Below are 17323 nucleotides of genomic sequence, written 5' to 3'. Positions count from 1 at the left end.
AAGTGGATTCTCTACAAAGATGCATACGAAAGTTTAGCACACAAAGACTATTGTGCTGGCTTTTGTGTTTTTTTGCTTTATGTTTGCCCCTGTGCGCAAAAGCTCTTGTAATTGAGAGTAAAAATGCACAAATTATTCATACAAATGGCATTATCACGCATATCAGCACCTTTGGGGAACACATTTTTGTAGGTAATGCAATAGGTGAAATTGATGTGTTTAAGCTTGATAATTCGCAAAAAGCACACAAAATTTATAGTTTAACTTTGCCACTCATTGAAGATTATTTTGGAAATACTCACGCACCACGTGTATTTGACATTACTACTTTTGATGGCAAGACACTTTTTGTTCTTAGCGAGGCTTCTCGCGGTGCAAAAGAAATCCTTAAGCTCTCTGCTACACAATCCCCTCAAGTAATTTATAATACCCACACTGCACCAAAACGCATTATCGCTTTCGAAGACAATAAGCTTGTTGTAGGGTTTTTAAGTAATGAGATTGGGCTCTTTGATATTAAAAGTGCTCAATTTGTGTATATAACTCACCCAAGCCTTGCTGGATTTTCTGATTTATGTGTGAATGCGCCTTTTATCTTTAGCACTGATGAATCTGGTATTGTAAATGTGATTGAGAGTTCAAATGGCAAAGTGCTTTCACGCCTTGATAAAATAAACAAAGACAATAACTACCAAATTGCCTCTGCAGGTGATAAGATTCTAACCGCAAGTGTGGATAGGCAGATGGGAATCTACACCTTTCAATCAAGCCCTAAAGCAAAATTTACCCTTACAAATGCTACGAGCATTAAGAGCACATTTCTTATTTATGCAGTGGGTATCTCGCCTGATGCTATGTGGGCAGCTTTTAGCAAGAATGAACAAAATGATATTAGCATTATTCATCTTGCCACACAAAAAGAGTATTTCATACTCAAAGGTTCTACATCACTTATTAATAGTCTTATTTTTTATGATAAAAATACACTCATTTCAGGCAATGATGATAAAACATTTATCATTTGGAAACTGCCAAAATCTAAGGAGAAATAATGAATATCTCAAGTATCGTTGTGAAAACTACTCAAGAAAGTTTTGAATCTGTAAAAAATGCTATTAAAGAAATACAGGGTTGTGAAATATATATTGAAGACAAAGCTACAAATCAGCTTATTGTCGTTATAGAATCTCAAAACACCGAAGAAGAAGTAGCTATTAACAAACATATAGAATCTATGGCGGGAGTAATGAGCGCAAATATGCACTATGCCTATCAAGAAGATGAGATTAACGCACAACTTAAATCCATAGATGGTGGTATAAGCAAGTTTCTCAATAATGATTCTATCCCTGCTGAAAATATTGCTTACTCTGGTTCTATAGCACATCTTATGGGGAAAAAGCGCAAATAAATATTTTTTTATTTCATTTACATAACAGAGGTTTTAATTCTTATGATTCTATAGTCCCTTTTGTATCCATAAACTTAGTGATGCAACCCGCTCTCATATATTATATATTGGAATCTTTGAGCTATCATTTGAGCGCGTTGCAATATCAGCGAAATATGCTCCTCTTTTGCATATACTGCCCTTAAGCTTTCTTCAAATAAATTAAGCCACACATTAAAAAGCTCGCGTGGAAAAGGTGGTAAATCAAGGTGAGCTTTGAGAGGCTGCCCATTATAATCACCACTATTTAAAAGCATTCCTTGCCAAAAATTTGCAATCTTTGCTTTATGCACTTCCCACACCTCATCACTTGTGCCAATTTTTGTATTAAAAATATCGCCTAAACCACTTTTATCCGCACGCACTTTGGCGTAAAAAATATCCATAAGTTTATTTATAGAATCTACATTAATTTCTTCAAAAGTCATTGTCTCCTCCTAAGAATTTTGTATATAAACGCTATTTTTGCTCATACCACAAATAAAGTCAAGCACTAAAACAATGGAGTAAAATCACATTACTATAATGCCTTTTTACCAAGCACGCCATAACGATATTCATACATAATCACCCCTATTACAACCACACTTGAACACACAAGAGAAAGCGGATAAGAAAACCACACGCCAAAAACACCATAATAATAAGACAAAACAAAAAGTAAAATACTCACAAAAATGAGATTATAAGAGAGCGTGATAAGAAAAGAGCTTTTTGGACGTTGGATTGATTGGAAAAATATTGCACTCACAATATTAAATCCTAAAAATATATAGCCTATAAAATACACTTTCATTGCTTCAAGGGTTGGCTCTAAAATCATTTCTTGCCCACTTTTTAAAAAAAGTTTGACGAGCATAGAATCTATACTCATAAATACTGCATAAACTAAAATGCCTAAAGCAGTAGCAAAGCCCACTCCAAAAGCATAAATTCCCCTCACTCGCTTCATCTCTCCAGCTCCATAGTTATAGCTTGCTACAGGCTGCACACCTTGGGCGCAAGAGAGTAAAATCGTAAAGCACACTACACCCACATACATCACGATACTATAAATAGCAAGATAGCTCACTTTCATCTCTTCGCTATCAGCTAAAGTCTTCAATGTGTGATTAAACATAATCATTACAAATGCTACACTAAGTTCAGAAATGCTTTGAGGCACACCATTTTTTGCGGAAGCAAACACAGCATTGAGTGAAAAACGCCATACAAAATAAATGCGCCCTATTTTACGCACAAAATGGCTTAAAAGTATCATCATACCTAATCCGTGTCCCATAGCAGTAGCAAGAGCAGAGCCAAACATACCAAGCTCTAACACAAATAAAAAAATATAATTTAATACAATATTTGATGCAGAGCCAATAATCATCGCCATCATTGCCAAAATCGGGCGCTTATCATTAATCACAAAAATATCAAGCAAAGGGTGAAGTACCATAATCACAGCACTCAAAAAAATCACTTGCAAATACTCCACCACATAGGGCAGCACTAACTCATTTGCCCCAAGTGCAAGAGCAACTTTTTCTACACAGAAAAAAAGAATTACGCCGATAATGACAGAAAAGAGGGTTGCAAAATAAAATACCGAGCTAAACATTAATCTTGCGCGGTTATCTTGTCCTTTACCCAAAAAATACGAAGCAATAGAAGCTGCCCCTAAGCCAAAGAGTAATTCAAAAGCAATGAGAGCGGGAAATACAGGCCAACATAGCCCAATAGCAGCAAGTGCATTTTCACCAAGCTTTTTTCCCACAAAAATACCATCAATGGTTGAATAAGTTGAAAGTGCAAGCATTGCACATAAATTAGGAATAAAAAAATAAAAAAAGAGTTTGTAGATAGAATCTTTACGCATATCTACTTTATCATTTACGCTTACTGCACTCATTACTCTTTCCTATTTATTGATGTTTGAAACGCTCTATTGCTCTTTGATAATCCTGTGGAGTGTCAATTCCGACACTTTGAGTTTGCACTACTGCCATTGCAATAGTTTTACCCTGATAAAGTGCGCGAAGCTGCTCGAGTTTTTCTATCTCCTCTAAAGGGCTTTTTGGTAACGAACAAAATTCTTGCAAACTTTTTGCGCTAAATCCATAAAGCCCCAAGTGCCCCAAGTATGGATAAGTTTTCAATTCCTCACTCTGTCCATCTCGGCAAAATGGAATAGGAGAGCGTGAAAAATAAATTGCTTCATTGTGTGCATTAAGCACAACTTTAACAAGATTAGAATCTGCTATATCGGATTCGCAAATAATTTTAGCTAAACTACCCATAAATGGCGTATGTTTTTTCATCAAATCTTGCAAAGTGCGTATCACAGAGATTTCCAAAAATGGCTCATCAGCTTGAATATTAAGAATAACCTCATTATCGCTCAATCCGAGTTTTTTACTTGCCTCTGCACATCTATCTGTGCCGCTACTATGACTTTTAGCTGTCATTACACAAGGAATCTTATGTGTTTTACATACAGATGCTATTTGTTCATCATCACACGCCACCACAACAGAATCTACCTGCTGTGCATTAAGTGCTGTGCGCACGACCATAGGCAACCCACCTATATCACATAATACTTTTTTTGGGAATCGTGTAGATTCTAATCTTGCAGGGATAATAATCATTGTTTCTCCTTAATCTTTTACTTTAACGGCATTTTATCGCGTTTTATCTACCAATGTTTATATATTCATTAAGCAAAATCCCTAAAGATCTTACCTACATCTACACCTCTTATCACTTTTTGGGCGCATTTATCATAAATACCTTGCGCTCCATTTATTAAATCATCACTTGATATGCCGTGGCTTATAGAGATTTTTGCTTCCAAATACGCACTTAAATTATCAAATACTTTAAGAAACTCCCCATATATGCCATTGTATTCATTTTGATTGAATTTATCCATTAGTTCTTCACCACTTGTAGCATTATGAGGAAAATGCTCAATAATATAGCGATTAGCAAACTCATTTTGCGTAAAATAAATAATATCTTCTGCGATATTAGGTGGCACAATCGCTAGAATTTTCTTTTTTACAGCTTCTTCTTCAATCTCTTTAATAAGTCTATCAAGCCCTTTTACACTGCGTTTAATAGGCGAAATAATATCGCGTGTGAGTATTTCTGGTAAATCGTGAAATAATCCACACAAAAAATGATTAATCCGCATTTTCTCACAACAGCCTATGTCAAAACTCACCAAATACGCGCTTAAAGCTACAATAAGTGTATGCCCTAAGACTGAAGTAGCTGGGATCCTAGGTGTTTGACTCCAACGTTTTTGGAATCTAAGCTGCCCAAACATAGCAACAAGCTCACGCACATTCTCATAAAGCATAATCTGCTGCATACCTGCAAGATGATAATGCTCTTCAACTTGTTTATTGATGATATTTCGGATATTTTGCACATCATACATAAAAGGATTAAAATGATAAATAATATCAAACTCCCATTTAGACGCATAATAATGGGAAGCTTTAAGAATCTGTCGCTCCAAGCTGTCTTTTGAACCAAGCAAATATTCCCCCATAGAAGAGAAAAACTCATAGTCTTTCAAATCACATTCCAAACATTCACACACAAATTTAACGAGTTCTTTATTATGCGTCTCTCTTAGCTTGTGAAATACAGGTGGTTTAATATCTGTCAAAACAATGCGCTCAAAAAATTCAAAACAAAATTGTAATATTAAAGATTCCCAATCCACACTTTTACCGAGATTCTCCTCATATTTTGCCAAAATATAAGCAATGACAATTTTATGCGCTTGCTTATCAAGCTCCACAAATTCTACTGGTGTAGCTTGGTCATTCCAACGGCGAATACTTGCAGCAACAAAAATCCTCTTTAATAATCCCGCACTCAAACGAGGGGCTTTAATTTTAGATGTATATGACATTATCCCTCCCTTAAGACACCAAGTCTTAGAAATGACTCATAAATCTATGATTGTAGCCGATTTTGCCTTAAGAAAATATGGTATTAAAAATGCTTAAAACATAAGCAAGAGAACAAAATATCAAAGGATAGAATATGAAATATATCAGTATTGTTATATACATTGCCTTTTCAATAGGTATATTGAGTGCGTGTAGTGCAAAACAAAAAAAGCCTATAGGTAATTTTCAAAGTGTAGAATGTCGCACGATTTGCAATAATAATCAATGCACACAGCAGTGTATTAGCGCAAGTGGAGATTATTATAAAAAATAATCTCTATGCACTTACATCTGTTTTCATCATTACATAATCTCATTTTTAAACGCTTTATTTATGTCTATGATGCAGGATTCTTTGGACTTATTTATGCCATTAAGGCAATGATTGCAATTTGTATTAGTGGAACGATATGCTACACTCTTCTTGGCGGACAAGTGCTTATTTGGTCTGTAATGATGGGAATGTATGTATTTTTCCTCAACGGCTTTAGAAGCAATAAAGATATGGATTGGAAATATCTTGTGCTTTTTGTTGCCTTTGTATGCGCGCTTATACCTATTTTTGGCATATGGGAAGAAAGCCTTTGGCTTATAATCCCTTCTATGATTCTTGCCTTTGGGATTGGGATAAGCGAAGTATATGATAGCGATTTGCCAAAAGTGCTCACTCTTGCACTCATTAGCGCGCTTGTAGCAAATATTTATGCGGGCTCTCACCCAGAAATCTCATTATGGCAGTGTGTAGTTGCGGCTTTTATCGGCGGAAGTGTGAGCATAGGCATACGGCTTTTTATTTCTTTTGGACAATATGGTAAGTTTATTCAAACACAATTTGTTGCTATGCTCTTTGAACTTTCAATGATGAGTGAGAATCTTGGCACAAAAGATTATGATACAATCAAAACTCAAACACTCAATCACATCTCTTTGCTTAAGTCTAAGCTTACCTCTGCCTCTGCTAAAATCAAAGATGCTCATCTTATCAAAAACCATAAACGTGCACTTTTTTATCTCTATAAACTTGAAAGTGTATGCTATGTGCTTGATTTAATGAATTATTATTTTTTACATCATCACTCTACTTTGCTTATTCAAGCACAAGAAGAAATGACAAGCAATCTTTATGAACTCTCACATATTTTTTATGGCAAAAAGCCCTCTATTACAAAAAAATCCCTCCTCAATGCTATGGAACATAATGCGGATTCAGAATGGATTAACGCTCTTAAAATATTTTATTCCAAAATAGAATCTTTTACGCGACTTTCTTCTTTACAATCTCAAGCTTTTGTTGAAAATACTACTCCAAAAACTCTAAAGATTATGCGCGATGCTCTTGCGCATAATCCCTATCCACTGCTTTATGGTATCCGATATGCAGGAGCAATCGGACTTGCTATGTTTTTTGCACAATTTTTTCAGATTAATCACGGCGCGTGGATTGCACTTGGGGTAGTTACAATGATGCACCCAAACATCGGCACTATTAAGACATTGGGCAAAGATTCTATACTTGGAAGTCTCATTGGGTTATTGCTTGGTGTGAGCTTAGTATTTATAGCTTGGGATTCTCCTTTGTTGTATATCATCTTTGTGCTCAATCTTTTTTTAGTTATTTATTTTAAAACTTATCCTTTTGTGCTATGGTCTTTGGTGCTTATGCTTGAATTTGTATTAATGTTTGCCCTTGTGGATAATAATTTCATTGAACTTATCGCCTATCGCTTTAGTGATATTTTACTTGGATTCTTATTTGCCTTTTTTATCTCTAAAATACTCTATCCACGATATAGTGCTGATGATTTGCTACCCCAAATAAAGCTTTGTCTTGAACATTTTGCCACACTCACTTTAGACTTAGAACAATCTCAAAGTAAAGTGCTTGAAGGGCAAAATAAACTTGTGCGAAGCCTTGATGAGCTCTCCTTGCTTATCACGCAAAGTCAAAATGACAAAAAACTTTACTCACCTCATACCTTAAAGCTTTTTGATGAACTTATGCGGGATTTTTATCAACTTAAAGAATCTCTTATTATGCTTTGTGAAAGGGTAATAGATAGAGAAAAAAAGCTTGAGACACTTTTAAACAATGACTTAAAAGCCCTTCGTGTGCGTTATGAAATGCTTTGTGCAATGATAGAATCTCAGCCTTATTATTTCAAAACAGATGAAGATGAGCGATTCTTGCTTAAAGATGAATCTATCTATCCTATTGTGCGTGAGATTTTTGAACTACAAAATCGCGTTTATAACTTCTTGCACACCACACTTGGTAAATAAGGTGTTTTGAGATTTAAGCAAACCTAATCTACAATACATTTTTTAATTTTTATATTAAAATAAAAGGTTAAGAATGAAAAAAGCATTAATCACAGGTGTTACAGGGCAAGATGGAGCGTATTTGAGTGAATTTTTACTCAATAAAGGTTACGAAGTTCACGGCATTAAAAGGCGTAGCTCACTTTTTAACACCGATAGAATCGATCATCTCTTTGATGGACATCATAATAAGAAAATTCCATTTTACTTGCATTTTGGCGATATGACAGATTCTATGAATCTCACGCGTTTGATTGCAGAAGTCCAACCTGATGAAATCTATAATCTCGCCGCGCAAAGCCACGTAGCTGTAAGCTTTGAAACACCCGAATATACTGCAAATGCCGATGGAATAGGCACGCTTAGAATCTTAGAAGCAGTAAAATTCTTAAATCTTATTGACAAAACGCGCATTTATCAGGCTTCTACCTCTGAACTCTTTGGCAAGGTGCAAGAGATTCCTCAAAGCGAGAGCACGCCCTTTTATCCCCGCTCTCCTTATGCAGTGGCGAAAATGTATGCGTATTGGATTACGGTGAATTATAGAGAAGCCTATAATATGTTTGCGTGTAATGGAATTTTGTTTAATCACGAAAGCCCCGTGCGAGGTGAAACCTTTGTAACGCGTAAAATTACACGCGCAGCTTCTAAAATTGCGCTCAATCTACAAGATAAGCTCTATCTTGGCAATTTAGACGCTAAACGCGATTGGGGACACGCAAAGGATTATGTCAAAATGATGTGGTTAATTTTACAACACGAAAAGGCAGAGGATTGGGTGATTGCCACAGGGAAAACGACACAAGTTAGAGACTTTGTGCGTTTAGCATTTGCCTATTGTGGTATCACATTAGCATTTCAAGGAAGTGGCGCAGATGAAAAAGGCGTTGTAAGTGCATTAGATTCTGCTAAAGCAGCAAGTCTTGGATTAAATTTAGAGCATCTTAAAATCGGACAAGAAGTTGTTGCGGTAGATAAGCGATATTTTCGCCCCACAGAAGTAGATTTACTCCTTGGCGACCCAAGCAAAGCTGAAAAAGAGTTAGGCTGGAATCGTGAATTTGACTTGAAAGATTTAGTCAATGATATGATGGAGAGCGATTTAAAACTAATGCGCAAAGATGTGTATCTCAAAGAAGGTGGATACAAAATTATGCGGTATTTTGAATAATGAAGATTTTAATCACAGGCGGAAGCGGAATGGTGGGGCGCAATCTCTTAGAGAAATCCCAAAGTCTCTCTTATGAGATTCTCTTACCCACAAGAGCGCAAATGGATTTACTCTCACTTTCAAGCATACAGAGATTCTTAAAAGACAATAAGCCTGATTGTATTGTGCATTGCGCCGGGCTTGTGGGAGGTATCGCTGCAAACATCGCAAAACCTGTTGAGTTTCTATCAGAAAATGCCTATATAGGGCTAAATCTCATCAATGAAAGTGTGAAAACAGGTATCAAGAAGTTTTTAAATCTCGCAAGCTCTTGTATGTATCCACGCAATGCGCCAAATCCTCTCAAAGAAGAATATATTTTAACAGGGGAGTTAGAACCAACAAATGAGGGTTATGCCCTAGCTAAGATTCTTGCTACAAGAATGTGCGAATACATCACGAGAACGCAAAATGGCTATTTATATAAAACTGCGATTCCGTGCAATCTCTATGGCAAGTATGATAAGTTTGAACCCACAAGGGCGCATTTAATCCCCGCCGTGATTGCAAAAATCCATAATGCTAAGCAACAAAATTTAAGAGAAGTAGAGATTTGGGGCGATGGAAGTGCAAGGAGAGAATTTATGTATGCGGAAGATTTAGCAGATTTTGTCTTTTATGCACTAGAAAAATTTGAAAAAATGCCACAAAACCTCAATGTCGGCTTAGGATATGATTATAACATCAATGAATATTATCAAACTATCGCTAAAATAATTGGATACGAGGGAGAGTTTTGCCACAATATACAAAAACCTAGCGGAATGCAGCAAAAACTCATTGACAATACGCGCTTAAAAGCATTTGGTTGGAATCCAAAAACAACACTTGAGAGTGGAATCCAAAAAACCTATGAATATTTTTTAACACAACAAGGAAAGGAATAAAATGCAAAATTATCCATTAGCCTCATCAACTTGGGATAATAAAGAGTTAGATGCTATACAAGGAGTTGTGAAAAATGGTATTTTCACAATGGGTGAGAAAGTGGCAGAGTGTGAGAGAGATTTTGCAGCATTTATAGGCTCAAAATACGCAGTAATGACAAGCTCGGGCTCTACGGCAAATCTCATCGCCACTGCTGCACTTTTTTATACCAAAAATCCTAAACTTAAAAGGGGCGATGAAGTCATTGTTCCTGCAGTTTCTTGGAGCACGACTTATTATCCTCTGTATCAATATGGGTTGAAGCTAAAATTTGTAGATATAAACTTGCATACGCTTAATTATGATTTGGGAGCTTTAAAAGAGGCAATCAGTGAGCAAACAAAGATGATAATGTGTGTGAATCTGCTAGGGAATCCTAATGATTTTAGCACAATCTTTAAACTCATTGAGGGCAAGAATATCATTGTTTTAGAAGATAATTGCGAGTCTATGGGGGCGGAATTTGAGGGCAAACAAGCAGGGACATTTGGTGTTATGGGGACATTCTCAACCTTTTATTCTCATCATATTGCAACAATGGAAGGCGGATTTGTCATAACAGATGATGAAGAGCTTTATCATATTTTACTCTGCTTGAGGGCACACGGCTGGACAAGGAATTTACCCAAAGACAATTTAGTTGCACCCAAAAGTGAGGATTGGTTTAGCGAATCTTTTCGCTTTATCTTACCCGGATATAATGTGCGTCCAGTGGAAATGAGCGGGGCTATTGGCATAGAGCAGATTAAAAAATTGCCACATTTTTTAAAACATCGCAGAGAAAATGCAAAAATATTCCAAAAGTATTTTGCAAATCACCCCGATTTTATTATTCAAAAGGAAATAGGTTCTAGCTCTTGGTTTGGATTCTCTCTTATAATCAAGCCAGATTCTGCACTCACAAGAAAAGAAGTGATACAAAAGCTAGAGGCAAACAATATTGAATACCGCCCGATTGTTACGGGAGATTTCACACAAAATGAAGTAATGAAATATTTTGATTATGAAATTTTTGGTGAGCTAAAAAATGCGAAAATTTTGCATAAAAATGGATTTTTTATAGGAAATCACCATATTAATGTAGAACCTTACATTTTGCATTTAGCAGAGAGTATCGGGGGGGGGGCATTAAATAGATTCCTCTCCTTTGTTGCCTTTTATACTGCTTTTGTTTGTATCTTTTTGCCCCATTCTCATTTTGCAAAAGCCCAAATAAAAATCCTTATAGCTTGCTTATTGCATATTTATATATGCGCTTACTTTAATCAATCTAAACCCACGCTCTTAATCTACACAATTTTAAAGGAAGCAAATGCAAAAAGATTCTAAAATCTATGTTGCAGGGCATAGAGGACTTGTGGGGAGTGCAATTTATAAAGAACTTCAAAATCAAGGTTATACTAATTTACTGATTAAAACCCATAAAGAGCTAGATTTGACACAATCAGAGTGTGTGAGTGCATTTTTTGCCAAAGAGCAGCCTGAATATGTATTTTTATGTGCGGCAAAAGTGGGTGGGATTCTAGCAAATAACACTTATAGAGCGGAATTTATTTATGAAAATCTTGCCATTCAAAATAATATTATCCACAATGCGTATATAAGTGGTGTGAAAAAAATGCTTTTTCTTGGCTCAACTTGCATTTATCCCAAAAATGCCCCGCAACCCATTTCTGAAGATTCTTTACTCACAAGTGAGCTAGAATACACTAATGAGCCTTATGCGATTGCCAAAATTGCAGGACTTAAAATGTGCGAATCTTATAATCTCCAATATGGCACAAATTTTATTTGCGCAATGCCAACAAATCTTTATGGAATCAATGATAATTTTGATTTAGAAAATTCTCACGTTCTGCCTGCATTACTTAGAAAAATACATCTTGCTAAACTTTATCATCAAAATAAGCAAGATGAAATCTTGCGAGACTTTAAAATGCGAAATTTTGAGGAAGCTAAAAATTATCTCCACCACTTTGGAATCCAACCTAATTCTGTGGAAATTTGGGGTAGCGGGAATCCTAGAAGAGAATTTTTATATGCCGATGATATGGCAAACGCGTGCGTGTTTATTATGCAAAATCTTAATTTTCAAGATTTATATACAAAAGATTCTACACAAATCCGCAATACGCAGATTAATATCGGCACAGGCGAGGATATTTCTATCAAAGATTTAGCGTATTTAATCAAAGAGATTGTGGGCTTTAAAGGGGAGATTTGCTTTGATACTAGCAAACCCGATGGCACAATGCGCAAATTAAGCGATGTAAGCAAAATCCACTCTTTGGGTTGGAAACATACATATTCGCTCAAAGAAGGAATTTTAAAGACATATCAAAAAGTCTTTAAATAATTTAGCTCATTTTATTTTTAAGCCATTGACTTAACCTTGCAATATAACTCCAAAAAAGCGGAATAAAAAATATTGCTATAAATGTTGCCGCCATCATTCCGCCAATAACACCTGTGCCAATAGCGTGTCTTGCTGCACTTCCCGCTCCTGTGCTTAAAACTAAAGGAAGCACACCTATGCTAAAAGCAAGTGAAGTCATAATGATAGGACGGAATCTTAATTTTGCAGCACCTATGGCAGATTCCATAATGCCCTTACCCTCTTTTTCGTGTAAATGCTGGGCAAACTCAACGATTAAAATTGCATTTTTAGCACTTAAGGCAATCAGCATAACTAATCCAATATTAAAATATATATCATTATCAAGTCCGCGCAATGTTGTCGCTACTACTGCACCAAAAACAGCAAATGGCACAGCACTTAACACAGAGAGCGGCATAAGCCATCGCTCATATTGGGCACAAAGAATCAAAAATACAAAGATAAGCCCAAATATAAATGCAATCTCGCCTGTGCCACTCGCATTTTTCTCTTGATAACTTGTGCCTGAATAAGCAATAGTATAACCTTCTGGCAACACTTCTTTTACTAATTGCTCAATCACACGCAACGCATCACCACTTGAATACCCCTCACTCTCATTAGGATTGCCAACAATTTTTGCACTTGTAAAGAGATTAAATCTATCTACAATATCTGGTCCAATAACACGCTCAAAATGCACAAGCGCACTAATAGGGATTAAATCGCCATTGCCTGATTTCACAAAAATGCGACTTAAATCTTCTGGAGATTCTCTAAACTCACTTTGTGCTTGAACATTTACTTGATAAGTTTTGCCATAGAGATTAAAATCATTAACATAATACTGCCCAAAAGTGCTTTGCATAGTGGTAAATACATCATCAATATTGACATTACTTGCCTTTGCACGCTCCCTATCAAGGGTAAGATGATATTGTGGGATATTTGCACTAAAAAGACTTCGCACGCCAACAAGCTCTTTACGCTTATTAGCTTCCATCACAAGAAGATTTGCGTATTTTTCTAAGTCTTTAATACTTCCACCATTTCTATCTTGTATATAAATCTCAAAGCCGCCCACCGTGGATAAGCCCATAATCGCTGGTGGGGTAGTTACAAGGGAAAAGGCATCAAGACTAGCATTAAATACGCCCATCATCTTTTTAGCCATCTCAAAAGAACTCTCATTTCGCTCACTCCAATTTTTAAGCGTTACAAAAATCACTGCCCCAGAAGAGCGTGCTGCACTTGCAAGCATATCAAAGCCTGAAATTAAAAAACTATAATCCACATTTGGATTTTGCTCTAAAATAGCCAAAGCTTTTTTACCCTCTGTAGTGGTGCGAGAAAGTGAAGCTGCGGGTGGCAGCTGAATAAAACTTATCATACTTCCTTTATCTTCACTTGGCACAAGAGAACTCGGTAATCGTGAAAATAACCCCCAAGTAACCACAATAATTGCCACAAAACAAAGTAAAAGAGCTGAGCCTCGCCTTAATGCTCTTCCTATTTGCATACCAAATTTATGCGTAAGCCAATCAAAAAAATCATTGAATCTCTTTACAATATAAAATGGTTTTGGTTCTTTTGCCTTAAGGATAGATACACAGAGTGCGGGAGTAAGTGTTAGGGCTACAAAGCCAGAAATGACAACTGAAATAACAATAGTAATGGCAAACTGCTTATAAATAGCCCCACTAAAGCCACCAATAAACGCCACAGGAATAAACACCGAGCAAAGCACAAGCACGATAGCCACTACCGGTCCTTGAATTTCACCCATAGCTTTAAGGGTAGCCTCTTTTACCGAATATTTTTCGCCATTTGCCTTTTTTTCAGTATGCAAGATTCTCTCTACATTTTCTATCACAATAATCGCATCATCAACAACAATCCCAATAGCTAAAATAAGCCCAAAAAGTGTGAGGAGATTAATTGAAAATCCAAGCGCATACATTCCTGCAAATGTGCCAATAATTGATACGGGAATAGCAATTACAGGGATAATAGTTGCGCGGAAATTTTGCAAGAAAAAATACATAATAATGACTACAAGCACGATAGCTTCAATAAAAGTTTTTCTTACCTCTTTAATAGAAATTTTCACAAAATCAGTTGTATTATAAACATTTTTATAATGTAGCCCTTCGGGAAAATTTTGTGAGAGCTCTTTCATTTTTTTCTCTACATTATCTGCGACATCAAGTGCATTTGCTCCGGGTTGCAGGGCAATACCAAATGCTGCGGCATCTTTGCCATTAAATAATGGGCTTACGCTATAATCTTTTGCTCCAAGCTCTATTTTTGCCACATCTTTAAGACGCAAAGCTGAACCATCATTATTTGAGCGGATAATGATATTTCCAAACTCCTCTGCGCTTACAAATCGCCCTTGTGTTGTTACAGAATAAGTAAAGGCAATATCACTGCGCACTGGTTCTTTACCAAATGAGCCTACTGCAAATTGTGAGTTTTGTTCGGCAATGACTTTTGCCACTTCTGAAGGCGTGAGATTATTTTGTGAGAGTTTATCAATATCAAGCCAGATTCTCATTGAGTAATCTCTTGTTCCAAAAGGAGTTACATCACCTACTCCGGGCACACGTTTAAGCTCATTAATAACATTTAAAATACCATAGTTTGCTACAAAAGTTGCAGTATAGGCAGGATTATCTGAATACATCGCATATACTCCAAGCATAGTAGAAGATCTTTTACGCGTAGTAATCCCCACTCTTTGCACTTCTGTTGGTAATTGGGCAAGAGCTGCTTGAACGCGATTACTTACATTGACTAATGCCATATCTGCATTTGTATCATTACTAAAAAATACACTCAGATTCATTACACCACTTGAAGTTGAAGAAGATTTCATATAGAGCATACCCTCTACCCCATTAATACTATCTTCTATAATACTTGCTACCGTATTTGCCATCACTTCTGCACTTGCACCACTATAAGTAGCCTGCACCATAATTTCATTTGGCACTACTTGTGGATATTCCTCTATGGGTAAAACAAACATTGAAATACAACCCACAAGTGTAATGACGATTGAGAGCACCATTGCAAAAATAGGACGATTAATACAGAATCTTGACATAGCTTCTCCTTATTTTTGCTCTTGTTTTTTATCTTGCATCTTGTTTTGATTTTCTTGCGCACCCCCTTGAACATTTGTGGCTTTTTTGGAATCTACTCCTATTGGGCTAAGTGGCACGCCTTCACGAATTTTTGAAAGTTGGTTTAATACAAGAGTATCACCATTTGACAATCCGCTTGCAATAAGCACTTGATTATTTCGCAGATTCTGTCCGAGAATAACACGTGCAATTTTCGCCTTGCCTTCTTTAATAATATAGACATAGCTGCCTTGAGAATCTTGTAAAAGCGCACTTTGAGGAATAGTGATAGCATTTTGAGCTTCAAAACCCTTTAAGCGCACTCTCACAAATTCATTAGGTAGGAGTTTATGTTCTTCATTATCTACAATTGAACGCGCTTTAACTGTGGAAGTCTGGGCATCAAGCACACTATCAACAAAATCAAGTTTGCCTAATTTGTCATATACTTTGCCATTACCAAGCACAAATTCAACCTGAATACGCGCATTTTCTAATCCACGCATCAAATAATAATCTGTATTAGGAATGGCAAACTCTGCGTAAATTGGGCTTAATTGCGTAATGGTCGTAAGCACTTCTTGTCCATTTGCACCTACAAGATTCCCTACATCATAGCTACGCATACCAATTCTACCGCTAATAGTCGCCACTACATCAGTATAGCCTAAATCAATTTTTACATCATCAAGTGCAGCTTGTGTGCTTGCCACATTTGCTTGAGCAGAAAGAAAGTTTGAGCGCGAAGTATCATATTGGTCAATCGTATAAACACCCTGTTTATAAAGTTTTTCCACACGTTTCCAATCGCGATTTGCCTTGATAAAATTTGCCTCTGCAGATTGCCATTGTGCTTTAGCCTGATTCACTTTTGCAATATAACGTGCAGGGTCAATCTTAAAGAGTAATTGCCCTTCTTGAACAATATCACCTTCTTTAAAATTCTTTGAAAGCAGCACACCTTGCACTCGTGCATATACACCTACACTTTGGATACTTTTTAATCTTGCAGCATATTCAAAACTCAAGCTTACATTTTGATGAGCAATATTTAAAGTTTCCACTTTAAGACTTGGGATTTCTTTACCTTGCTTATCAGAATCTGAACAAGCCATAAAGCCTAACATAAGGCTAAAAGCTATACTTCCAAAAATGATATTATAAAAACGCATTAAAATTCCTTTCTATTTATGAAATTGAGCGATTGTATCGTTTTTTTTTTTTTTGCAATATGCAATCATAAGCCTTGTTTGTGAAATCAAAATGAACTATATAAAGTAAAATCCCCTATCGGCATTTAAGTAAATCTAAATAAACCTAATATGTGATGATTCCAAAATATATGTAATAATTTACACCTTAAATATTTTAGAATCTTATAAGCAAGTATGAGGATTGTTCCTTATTGCCTTGTGCTTAAAATTATGCAAAATCTTTTAAAAGCAACTCTTGTGTATTCATTACACTTACGCCTTTATCAAGCACTACTTGAGCAATATCTTGCGCCTCTTTAAGAGAGTGCATTTTTGCCGTGCCACATTGATAAATATTAAGCTCGGGTATGTCTTTTTCATCACAAATACGCAATACATCTCGCATACTTGATTCCCACGCTTCTTTTACATCATATTCATTTGGTGCACCTACCACACTCATATAAAACCCTGTGCGACAGCCCATAGGCGAAATGTCAATAATTTCCACACGCGTGTTATTTAAATGCTCTCGCATAAAACCTGCAATCAAATGTTCCATTGTGTGAATACCTTTTTCACTTAATAGCTCACAATTTGGGCGCGTAAAACGCAAATCAAATACACTAATTGTATCGCCTTTTGGTGTTTGCATAGTCTTTGCAAGACGCACTGCAGGAGCTGGCATTTTTGTATGATCAACCTTAAAACTATCAAGTAATGGCATAAGAGCCTCCTTACATTATTTTAATTGATATTTTAA

14 protein-coding genes and 1 pseudogene are annotated in these 17323 nt (G+C 36.2%); 8 read left to right on the top strand and 7 right to left on the bottom strand.

All coding sequences use genetic code 11. The annotated features are described in order from the left end of the window. Positions 1–2: 2 nt before the first annotated feature. Both LS66_RS07410 and LS66_RS07405 read left to right on the top strand, forming a co-directional pair. Positions 3–1052 (top strand): WD40 repeat domain-containing protein, encoded by a 1050-nt coding sequence (locus LS66_RS07410; protein WP_034366492.1) that lies wholly within the window; start codon positions 3–5, stop codon positions 1050–1052. Next, positions 1052–1411, top strand: a complete 360-nt coding sequence (locus LS66_RS07405; protein ID WP_034366489.1) for a chaperone NapD — start codon at positions 1052–1054, stop codon at positions 1409–1411. Before LS66_RS07410 ends, LS66_RS07405 begins: the two co-directional genes overlap by 1 nt. Before the next feature lie 74 nt (positions 1412–1485). Here the strand turns inward: LS66_RS07405 and LS66_RS07400 are convergent, their stop codons facing one another. The 4 genes from LS66_RS07400 to LS66_RS07385 form a co-directional block, all read right to left on the bottom strand. Continuing rightward, entirely contained in the window at positions 1486–1878 is a 393-nt protein-coding gene (locus LS66_RS07400; protein ID WP_034366487.1) for a group III truncated hemoglobin, read from the bottom strand. Positions 1879–1970: 92 nt separating this feature from the next. Then, on the bottom strand, positions 1971–3347 hold the full coding sequence (locus tag LS66_RS07395) for an MATE family efflux transporter (protein WP_034366484.1): 1377 nt from the start codon (positions 3345–3347) through the stop codon (positions 1971–1973). 13 nt (positions 3348–3360) lie between these two features. Continuing rightward, complete coding sequence (gene kdsB / locus LS66_RS07390; protein WP_034366481.1) at positions 3361–4086, bottom strand: 3-deoxy-manno-octulosonate cytidylyltransferase; 726 nt, start codon at positions 4084–4086, stop codon at positions 3361–3363. Between the two features lie 68 nt (positions 4087–4154). Next, positions 4155–5366 carry an HD domain-containing protein gene (locus LS66_RS07385; protein WP_011115012.1) on the bottom strand — a complete coding sequence of 404 codons (1212 nt, stop codon included), beginning with the start codon at positions 5364–5366 and terminating at the stop codon, positions 4155–4157. Between the two features lie 134 nt (positions 5367–5500). Here LS66_RS07385 and LS66_RS07380 point away from each other — a divergent pair, with 134 nt between their 5' ends. From LS66_RS07380 to LS66_RS07355, 6 genes and pseudogenes are all read left to right on the top strand, one after another. Continuing rightward, the gene (locus tag LS66_RS07380; protein ID WP_011115013.1) at positions 5501–5680 is read left to right on the top strand and encodes a hypothetical protein; all 180 of its coding nucleotides are present in this window, start codon (positions 5501–5503) and stop codon (positions 5678–5680) included. A 5-nt stretch (positions 5681–5685) separates the two neighbouring features. Continuing rightward, positions 5686–7686 carry an FUSC family protein gene (locus LS66_RS07375; protein WP_034366478.1) on the top strand — a complete coding sequence of 667 codons (2001 nt, stop codon included), beginning with the start codon at positions 5686–5688 and terminating at the stop codon, positions 7684–7686. Between the two features lie 73 nt (positions 7687–7759). Next, positions 7760–8896 (top strand): GDP-mannose 4,6-dehydratase, encoded by a 1137-nt coding sequence (gene gmd / locus LS66_RS07370; protein ID WP_034366475.1) that lies wholly within the window; start codon positions 7760–7762, stop codon positions 8894–8896. Next, positions 8896–9822, top strand: a complete 927-nt coding sequence (locus tag LS66_RS07365; protein WP_034366472.1) for a GDP-L-fucose synthase — start codon at positions 8896–8898, stop codon at positions 9820–9822. The genes gmd and LS66_RS07365 overlap by 1 nt, the downstream gene beginning before the upstream one ends. A gap of 1 nt (position 9823) precedes the next feature. Beyond that, positions 9824–10957 (top strand): annotated as a pseudogene (locus tag LS66_RS07360) (DegT/DnrJ/EryC1/StrS family aminotransferase); the annotation flags it as partial. 217 nt (positions 10958–11174) lie between these two features. Beyond that, complete coding sequence (locus tag LS66_RS07355) at positions 11175–12218, top strand: GDP-L-fucose synthase (RefSeq protein WP_034366471.1); 1044 nt, start codon at positions 11175–11177, stop codon at positions 12216–12218. Between the two features lies 1 nt (position 12219). Here LS66_RS07355 and LS66_RS07350 read toward each other — a convergent pair whose 3' ends face one another. From LS66_RS07350 to luxS, 3 genes are all read right to left on the bottom strand, one after another. After that, positions 12220–15348: an efflux RND transporter permease subunit gene (locus LS66_RS07350; RefSeq protein WP_034366469.1), complete on the bottom strand. Its 3129-nt coding sequence runs from the start codon at positions 15346–15348 to the stop codon at positions 12220–12222. Between the two features lie 9 nt (positions 15349–15357). Further along, positions 15358–16539, bottom strand: a complete 1182-nt coding sequence (locus LS66_RS07345; protein WP_011115018.1) for an efflux RND transporter periplasmic adaptor subunit — start codon at positions 16537–16539, stop codon at positions 15358–15360. Positions 16540–16789: 250 nt separating this feature from the next. Continuing rightward, a complete protein-coding gene (luxS, locus tag LS66_RS07340) occupies positions 16790–17287 on the bottom strand; it encodes an S-ribosylhomocysteine lyase (RefSeq protein ID WP_034366467.1) in 498 nt (165 codons plus the stop codon). Between the last annotated feature and the right edge of the window lie 36 nt (positions 17288–17323).

Origin of the sequence: Helicobacter sp. MIT 03-1614, assembly GCF_000762925.2 — a bacterium.
Taxonomy (GTDB): Bacteria; Campylobacterota; Campylobacteria; order Campylobacterales; family Helicobacteraceae; genus Helicobacter_C; species Helicobacter_C hepaticus.
This window is presented reverse-complemented; position numbering and strand designations above follow the sequence as displayed.